The organism is Pedobacter alpinus (assembly GCF_042684645.1).
Lineage (GTDB): Bacteria > Bacteroidota > Bacteroidia > Sphingobacteriales > Sphingobacteriaceae > Pseudopedobacter > Pseudopedobacter alpinus.
This window is the reverse complement of sequence record NZ_JBHULV010000001.1, coordinates 45,404-53,358: the sequence shown is the minus strand read 5'-3', so window position 1 is coordinate 53,358 and position 7,955 is coordinate 45,404. Positions and strand designations below refer to the sequence as shown.

At 32.2% G+C, this 7,955-nt stretch carries 7 protein-coding genes; 1 reads left to right on the top strand and 6 read right to left on the bottom strand.

Annotation, left to right across the window (positions count from 1 at the left end):
- Positions 1-115: 115 nt before the first annotated feature.
- The 5 genes from eno to ACFSSE_RS00225 all read right to left on the bottom strand — a co-directional run bounded on the left by eno (position 116) and on the right by ACFSSE_RS00225 (position 3,828).
- Positions 116-1,417 (bottom strand): phosphopyruvate hydratase, encoded by a 1,302-nt coding sequence (gene eno / locus ACFSSE_RS00245; RefSeq protein ID WP_379044859.1) that lies wholly within the window; start codon positions 1,415-1,417, stop codon positions 116-118.
- A 218-nt stretch (positions 1,418-1,635) separates the two neighbouring features.
- Positions 1,636-1,893: a VF530 family protein gene (locus tag ACFSSE_RS00240; RefSeq protein WP_379044862.1), complete on the bottom strand. Its 258-nt coding sequence runs from the start codon at positions 1,891-1,893 to the stop codon at positions 1,636-1,638.
- Between the two features lie 157 nt (positions 1,894-2,050).
- Entirely contained in the window at positions 2,051-2,683 is a 633-nt protein-coding gene (locus tag ACFSSE_RS00235; protein ID WP_379044865.1) for an NAD(P)H-dependent oxidoreductase, read from the bottom strand.
- 80 nt (positions 2,684-2,763) lie between these two features.
- Positions 2,764-3,450 carry a mechanosensitive ion channel family protein gene (locus tag ACFSSE_RS00230; RefSeq protein WP_379044868.1) on the bottom strand — a complete coding sequence of 229 codons (687 nt, stop codon included), beginning with the start codon at positions 3,448-3,450 and terminating at the stop codon, positions 2,764-2,766.
- Between the two features lie 84 nt (positions 3,451-3,534).
- Positions 3,535-3,828, bottom strand: coding sequence for a hypothetical protein (locus tag ACFSSE_RS00225; RefSeq protein WP_379044872.1), 294 nt, complete (start codon positions 3,826-3,828; stop codon positions 3,535-3,537).
- A 174-nt stretch (positions 3,829-4,002) separates the two neighbouring features.
- Here ACFSSE_RS00225 and ACFSSE_RS00220 point away from each other — a divergent pair, with 174 nt between their 5' ends.
- Positions 4,003-6,174, top strand: coding sequence for a bifunctional alpha,alpha-trehalose-phosphate synthase (UDP-forming)/trehalose-phosphatase (locus ACFSSE_RS00220; RefSeq protein ID WP_379044875.1), 2,172 nt, complete (start codon positions 4,003-4,005; stop codon positions 6,172-6,174).
- Here ACFSSE_RS00220 and ACFSSE_RS00215 read toward each other — a convergent pair.
- Entirely contained in the window at positions 6,151-7,950 is a 1,800-nt protein-coding gene (locus ACFSSE_RS00215) for a glycoside hydrolase family 15 protein (protein ID WP_379044878.1), read from the bottom strand. The genes ACFSSE_RS00220 and ACFSSE_RS00215 overlap by 24 nt on opposite strands.
- Between the last annotated feature and the right edge of the window lie 5 nt (positions 7,951-7,955).

Sequence of the window (7,955 nt, the reverse complement as noted above, 5' to 3'; positions counted from 1 at the left end):
GTTTCGCAACTCAAAATTAGAATTATACAGGCCTTTTTTGTATATTATTTGTTCGGACAGTTATGAATCTGAGTAAGAAATTAATATCACTTACTCTTTATTTCTTATTCAAAAATTACTTTCTATTTTTGAAAAATCTGAAATCTTTACCTATAAATTTAGCTCTAGATCCTAACTCTTCTTCAATACGTAATAATTGATTGTATTTTGCAATCCTATCAGAACGTGAAGCAGAACCAGTTTTAATTTGACCACAATTTAAAGCAACCGCTAAATCAGCAATGGTAACATCCTCAGTTTCACCACTACGGTGAGACATTACAGAAGTATAATTTGCATGTTGAGCCATGGTTACTGCATTAATAGTTTCAGTAAGCGATCCAATTTGATTAACTTTTACTAAAATTGAGTTAGCAGTATCGTTATCAATACCTTGTTTTAAACGAGTAACGTTAGTAACAAATAAATCATCACCTACTAATTGTACTTTATCGCCAATTTTTTCGGTTAATAATTTCCATCCGTCCCAATCGTTTTCGTCCATACCATCTTCAATAGAAATTATTGGATATTTCTCAGTTAAAGAAGCTAAATAATCAACTTGTTCAGCACTGGTACGTTTTGCACCATTTGCACCTTCAAATTTAGAATAATCGTAAATACCGTCTTTGTAAAACTCAGAAGCAGCACAATCAAAAGCTAAACAGATATCAACACCTGGTTTGTAACCTGCTTTTTCAATTGCTTGCATAATAGTTTCAACACCATCTTCAGTACCGGCAAAAGTTGGCGCAAAACCACCTTCATCTCCTACTGCTGTTGATAATCCTCTATCATGTAAAATTGCTTTTAAGCTATGGAAAACTTCAGTTCCCCAACGTAAAGCTTCTGAGAAAGAAGAAGCGCCAACTGGCATAATCATAAACTCTTGGAAAGCGATAGGCGCATCAGAATGAGAACCACCGTTTACAATGTTCATCATTGGGATTGGAAGCGTGTTTGCATTAACACCACCAATATAACGGTATAAAGGCTGACGGCTTTCTTGTGCTGCTGCTTTAGCAACTGCTAAAGAAACACCTAAAATAGCGTTTGCACCTAAATTTCCTTTATTTTCTGTTCCATCTAAATCAATCATTAATTGGTCAATTGCGTTTTGTTCAAAAACGTCAACTCCTCTTAATGCTTCAGCAATTTTTTCATTTACATTGGCTACGGCTTTTAAAACACCTTTACCTAAATATACAGATTTATCTTTATCACGTAGTTCTACTGCTTCGTACTGGCCAGTTGAAGCTCCTGATGGAACTGCTGCTCTTCCTAAAATGCCGTTTTCGGTAATTACATCTACTTCAATAGTAGGGTTTCCTCTTGAATCAAGGATTTGTCTTGCGTGTACGTCAAGAATTAAGCTCATCTTATTTAATTTATTTTAAGTCTACCTTTTACTTAGTGTTAAAATTACACTAAAGTAGGGATTTTTGTTTAATTGGCAAATATAATAATTGTTTGTTAGGCGAACTATGCTATTAATATGTTATTTAAGATATATTAACTCAATAATTACCAAAAATGATGAATGATTGTTTTTAATTATTTAGATGAATTTTTAACCAAAAAATTTAAAATATAAGATTAGGCCTCCTCTGCTTTACCTTTTTGGATACGTTTAAAATTAAACTCATACATCACTTCAACTTTCTTTCTTGCCCAAGGGGTTTTTCTTAAAAAAGAAAGACTCGATTTTATTGTTGGATTATTAGAAAAACAATTTATTGAGATTTTTTCAGACATTTTTTCCCAACCTACATATTTTACCAAATCTGTAAGTATGGTTTCTAATGTTAAACCATGTAATAAATTATTTTTTTGTGTTTTATCTTCCTCTCCCATTTATAATTTCGAAAATTAGAATGTAAAAATACCCATTTTTAGGTATTGCAGACGCTTAAATTTAAGACTTATTTTGGAACTTTAAATAGTTACGAAAAACATAAAAGGCAATCAAATTAATTTGATTGCCTTTATTTACTTAAAAAAATGTATCGTACTAAATATGAATGAATAAATCTTCTTTTGATTTTCTTACTTTAGCGTTATGCTGATATTTATCGTTTTCTGACCTAAAGCCAACTGGTGCAATAACTACAGCATGTAATCCTTTTTCTTGCAAACCCAAAATTTCGTCAAAGGCAGCATTGTCAAAACCTTCCATTGGGCAAGCATCTATTTCGCTCAAAGCAGCACTTTCTAAAAGAAAGCCTAAAGCAATATAAGCTTGTTTTGCATTCCAATTATCTAATTCAGCCTCAGTTCTCGAGTCTACAGTGCCTTTCATGGTATCCACAAAACCCTTTATGTCTTCAATTGATACGCCCCAAGTTGCAGATATATTTTTCGCATAAGCATCTACATGCGCTACAGAGAAATTTTTCTCAATTGCAAAAACAAATACATGAGATGCTTCTGTTAATTGAACTTGACCATAAGCCGCTGCTTTTAATTTTTCTTTAATTTCTTGATTACTTACCACTAAAACTTTAAATGGTTGTAAGCCATAAGAACTTGGTGCTAATTGTACAGCTGTTAATAATTCTTGTAGTTGCGCATCATCTAATTTCTTGTTCGTATCAAATGACTTAGTTGCGTATCTCCAATTTAAGGATTCTATTATATTTTTCATTTATATATTTTTTTATCAAAAATACATGTTTGAACATCTATTTTTTATCTCTTTTACTTTTTTGACTTTTAAATGATTATTTAAGTTTTATTGTTGATTTCTGCCCTAACTTTAGGTAATGATTGAGGATAGTTTTTTTGGATGAAATTAATTAAACCTTCACGAATATCGCAACGTAAATCGAATGCATTGCCCGAATTATTAGAACTCATTAATGCTCTTATTTCCATCACACTTTCTTTTGATTCTGTTATTTGTACAACTTTTACTTTCTTATCCCACAACGGATGCTTTTCTAAAAGCGCATAAAACTCTTCTCTTAAAGCATCAATTGGCAAGGTATAATCTGCATAAATAAAAACAGTTCCTAAAATCTCAGCACTAATTCTTGTCCAATTTTGGAAAGGTTTTTCTATAAAATAGTTGATTGGTAAAATCAACCTTCTTTGATCCCAAATTTGTACTACAACATAAGTTAATGTTATTTCTTCTACCTTGCCCCACTCTCCTTCTACAACTAAAACATCATCAATTCTTAAAGGTTGTGTAAATGCAATTTGAAAACCTGCTAATAAATTGCCTAAAGATTTTTGCGCTGCAAAACCGATTATAATACCTCCAATACCTACACCTGTAAGCAATCCAGCGCCTATCTTCCTCATGCCTTCAAAACTAAAAAGTATGGCAGCAATTGTTAAAACAATAATTAAAGCAGCAAAAAACTTTCTTAGAAATTGTAGCTGTGTCCTAATTTTCCGTTCTTTCAAATTATCTTCTTTTTGAAGATTATAGGTAGAAGCAACAAAATCTTGAAAAACTTTTATTGCATTTATAAGTATGTATGCAAAAGATTATATTAAGCCAATTTCTATAAATTTAATATAGATGAGATTTATTTTAGGAGGCAAAAGCATTAACGAACCAGCTATGTTCAAGAAAAATAATGGCAAAAAGAAGTTTAAAGGTTTTCCCAGGTTTAAAACTATCGATCTTAAAAAAGAGAACCTTTCTTTTTTTCTGTAGTATTTTGTAAGTCTAACAATGATGTATTTTAATATTACACCTGCAAGTACGGCTATTATTACTATTAAAATATTGAACAACCAGTTTGGCAAATCTAAAGTATTGTTGTTTAATTTTTCCATATTTTATCTATCTCTATTCAACTATCTTAATAAATAAACAAAAAACAAGCCATTAATATACTATTTTTCTATAATTAACCAATATTTTTTACTAAATTATCAAAAAATTAAAATTTTAAATGTGTTTGGACAAATTATTGCTTCATTTTATCCAGTTAACATCAAAAAAATATTATGAGTAAAACTATTATTATATCTAACAGATTACCAGTAAAAATTACCCAACAAAATAACGAATATGAATTGCAAGTGAGCGAAGGAGGTTTAGCCACAGGTTTAGGTTCTATATATAAAGAAGGGGATAATATTTGGATTGGTTGGTGTGGTTTAGATGTACCTAAAGAGGATGAAAGTAGAATTATAAACGAACTTGAAAAGGAAAATTTAGCTCCTGTTTTTTTAACAGAGGATGAAATAAAACTTTATTACGAAGGTTTTTCTAATGAAACATTATGGCCTGTTTTTCATTATATGAGCACTTATGCACAATATGATGAGAGCTACTGGGAAAGCTATAAGCAGGTTAATGAAAAATTTAGAGATGCCGTTATAGCACTTGCACAACCTGGAGACATTATTTGGATACACGACTATCAGCTTTTATTACTTCCACAATTAATAAGAGAAAAATTGCCAGATACCACCATTGGCTTTTTTCAACATATCCCTTTCCCATCTTTTGAGCTATTTAGATTAATCCCTTGGCGGGCCGAATTATTAAACGGTATGCTTGGTGCAGATTTAATTGGTTTTCATACTTACGATGACGTGAGACATTTTACAAGTTCAGCAACTCGGGTTTTACCGGTACAAACTAATGCAAATACAATTCACCAAGACGATAGAAATATAACCATTGATGCCTTTCCTATGGGAATTGATGCAAAAAAATTTGATGCTTTATCTAAAACAGAAGAGGTACGCCTAATCAATGATAATTACAATGAAATTTTGGGTGATACAAAAATTATTTTATCGATAGATAGATTAGATTATAGCAAAGGAATTGTACAACGCTTGCTTGCTTTTGAAAAGGTGCTTATTGAACATCCCGAATATATTGGCAAAATATCTCTTCACATGATTGTTGTACCATCAAGAGACACCATCCCACAATATCGAGATTTAAGAGATGATATTGATAAATTAGTTGGAAATATTAATTCAAGGTTTAGGACTTCTGCTTGGCACCCCATACATTATTTCTACCGTTCTTTCCCAATAACAGAATTATCTGCGCTTTATAACAGAGCAAATATTTGCTTAGTTACTCCAATGCGAGATGGGATGAATTTGGTGAGTAAAGAATATGTTGCTAGTAAAACAAATGAGCCAGGCGTTTTAATATTGAGTGAAATGGCAGGTGCTTCAAAAGAATTAATTGAAGCTATAATTATTAATCCTAACAATTTAGCCGAGATGTCTAATGCTATTGTACAGGCATTAGAAATGGGCAAAGAAGAACAGCAAACAAGAATGTTAAGTTTAAGACAAACTGTTTTAAAGTTTGACATTAACCACTGGGTTAAGATTTTTATGGACCAACTTAAAGAAGTGAAAGAGCTTGAAAAATCTAGATATGCCCGACACGTAAATAAAATCTTGTTGGCCGAGTTTGAGACTAAATTTGATCAGTCAAAGAAAAGAGCTTTGTTTTTAGATTATGACGGAACTTTAGTTGGTTTTAAAGCAAATATTGATGAAGCATCGCCAGATGCAGAATTATATGCAACCATTAATAAGTTAGCCAGTGATGATAGAAATCAAGTTATTATTATTAGTGGAAGAAAACACGAAACTTTAGATCAATGGTTTAGCCATTTAAATGTTGACTTAATTGCAGAACATGGTGCTTGGAAAAAAACTAGCGGCGAAAGTTGGGAAGAAACTCCAAATTTAACGGATAGATGGAAACCAAGTGTTAGAGCAATGTTAGAATCTTACTGTGATAGAACACCTGGAAGCGCTATAGAGGAAAAAAGATATTCTTTGGCTTGGCATTATCGCAAAGTTGAAGAAGGTTTGGGTGAGTTAAGAGCTAACGAATTAATTAGCAACATGCGCTATTTAACCAGAGAAAAAAGTTTACAGTTGTTACCCGGAAATAAAGTTGTTGAAATTAAGAATGCTGAAATTAACAAAGGAAAAGCAGCACTTGAATATCTTTACAAGAAAGAATTTGACTTTATTTTAGCAATGGGAGACGACCATACTGATGAGGATATATTTACAGCAATTAACGACGCTGCAATTACTATTAAGGTAGGAAGTAGCGTTTCTGAGGCAAATTATTACCTCAGAAACGTACAAGAAGTTAGAAACTTACTTTACCATCTCTGTAGATAAATACAGAGGTTTATTTAATTTATTGGAAATTCTGTAAGCTGCATTCATTAACCCAACATGACTGTATGCTTGCGGAAAATTTCCCCACATGCTACCATCTTTCTCATCAACATCTTCACTAAATAACATTAGATGATTTGCATAAGGCATTAATTTATCAAATTCTCTAATTGCATCATCAATTCTGCCAACACAAGCTAAAGCTTCTACATACCAAAATGCGCATATTAAAAAAGTACTTTCTGGTTTTCCAAAATCATCGGTATGTAAATAGCGATAAAACAAACCACTTGGTGTTTTAAGCTCATTCTCTAACGCAATCAAATGATCTTTGGCTCTTTGCGAGTTCGGATCTAAGTAATTCATCATAATTAACTGCAAAGTACTTGCATCTAAATAAGGGCTTCCAACTGCATGGGTATAAACTTTCCTAACTGGGTCGTAACAATCTTCGATATGCTTAGCAGCTCTGTTCATTAAAGAGGTCGCCTTTTCTTCCAATTCTTTATTATTTATGGTTTTAGCAATTTTTAATGCCGCACTACATCCAGCCCACTGAAATAAATTGCTATAACAATGCATAAAAGCGCTGTTTCTAAACTCCCAAATACCGGCATCTTTTTCATCTATGGTGTGTTCAATTCTTTTAAGTGCCATTTCTACCAAATGGGCAGAATCTTTACGTTCAGAAAAAACAAAACGATGATCTGTATATAACGGTAATAAAGAAATTAGTGCTTGACCATAAATATCATTCTGTATATGTTCATAAGCTTGATTCCCTATACGCACAGGTCCATTACCTAGGTAACCTTCTAAATGGTCGGCAATGTTTTCTGTTAAATCTTTTTGACGAGAAATGCTGTAAAGAGGTTGATACCTTAAACCTTCTTCAAAAGAAATATCAGTAATATAATCAAAATATTTTTCAGTTTCTTCAAAATGCCCAATATGATGCAAGGCGTTAATTACATAATACGTATCTCTTAACCAACAATATCTGTAATCCCAATTACGGCCACTTCCTGGGAATTCTGGTAAACTAGTTGTACTTGCCGCTATAATTGCACCCGTATCTTCGTACTGATGAATTTTTAGAGCCAAAGCAGACCTAATTACATAATCTTGATTAAAATCTCCGATAGAGGAACGCTTAATCCATGTTCTCCAATAAGAAATTGTTTTATCTAAAAAAATTTCAGAAGTTGTACCTACTGCCGCTTCGAGTGGTTCTCCGTAAGTTAAAACAACGTATTTAGTTTCTTTCAGAATAAAATATTGATCTTCTACGATGTAAGATATTGTTGCGTTTGTGGTTAAACGCATTTTTTCTTCGCAACCTGTGTAGTTGATATGGTTGCTTCCTCTAACAGATTTTAATGCTGTTTTACCATAATTATAAACTGGGTTACAAACTATTTTTATATGCGGGTTACCTTCTAAAGGTTCAATTTTTCTTACCAGCATTAAAGGTTTAAAATATCTATCGTATTGCTCATAACGAGGAGCAAAATCTGTAACTCTATATTTACCTGTTTCTGTGGTTATTTCTGTACAAAGTATATTGGTGTTTTCTAAGTAATATTGGTGAGAGGTAAAATCTCCGGATGGTTTTATAGAAAATTCTCCGCCTTTTTTTTCATCTAATAGAGAGCCAAAAACAAAAGAACTGTCAAATCTTGGCCAACAAAGCCAAGCTATATTTGTGTTTTTGTGTACATGAGCTAAATAAGAACAATTTCCAATTAACCCGGTTTCATAAACGTGTCTTGCCATAAAAT

Bases quoted from the DNA above. Each gene is read 5' to 3' on its own strand.
- ACFSSE_RS00225 (WP_379044872.1), bottom strand. From the start codon at position 3,828: ATGGAAAAATTAAACAACAATACTTTAGATTTGCCAAACTGGTTGTTC.
- ACFSSE_RS00235 (WP_379044865.1), bottom strand. From the start codon at position 2,683: ATGAAAAATATAATAGAATCCTTAAATTGGAGATACGCAACTAAGTCA.
- ACFSSE_RS00240 (WP_379044862.1), bottom strand. From the start codon at position 1,893: ATGGGAGAGGAAGATAAAACACAAAAAAATAATTTATTACATGGTTTA.
- eno (WP_379044859.1), bottom strand. From the start codon at position 1,417: ATGAGCTTAATTCTTGACGTACACGCAAGACAAATCCTTGATTCAAGA.
- ACFSSE_RS00220 (WP_379044875.1), top strand. From the start codon at position 4,003: ATGAGTAAAACTATTATTATATCTAACAGATTACCAGTAAAAATTACC.
- ACFSSE_RS00215 (WP_379044878.1), bottom strand. From the start codon at position 7,950: ATGGCAAGACACGTTTATGAAACCGGGTTAATTGGAAATTGTTCTTAT.